Below are 395 nucleotides of genomic sequence, written 5' to 3' on the forward strand. Positions count from 1 at the left end.
TGGTAAGCATTGGCATTACGACCTTGCCTTAAGTTCAATAAACCTAAGCTATTGTATATTTCAGGATCTTGAGGACGGCCTCGCAGTGCTTTATTGAAAAGCTTTTCTGCTGCATCAAAGTGGCGTTTTTCAAGTTCGACACTACCTTTAAGCCATGTCTGATACGCAGGGTCTGCTTGCTTTTTTTGTTCAGCTAAATGCGCTTTCTTAAAGTCACTAAATTGTAGCTGACCTTTACTGCTTTTAGGGTAAGCTGCAAAGTAACGCTGATATTCGCGCTCAGTTTGTTTATTAAGCGGCATATCCTCAAGGGCTGCAAGCCACGCAAACTCAGCTTCAACACCATATTGGTTACTGTGTGCATAATGGCTCAGTAATTCTATGGCTTCTTTATT

Annotated in this window: 1 pseudogene; it reads right to left on the minus strand. The window is 41.5% G+C overall.

Annotated features, from left to right (window positions below):
- Positions 1-395 (minus strand): annotated as a pseudogene (locus tag HUS62_RS22640) (cellulose synthase); the annotation flags it as partial.

The organism is Pseudoalteromonas sp. 0303 (assembly GCF_013349995.1).
Classification (GTDB): Bacteria; Pseudomonadota; Gammaproteobacteria; order Enterobacterales; family Alteromonadaceae; genus Pseudoalteromonas.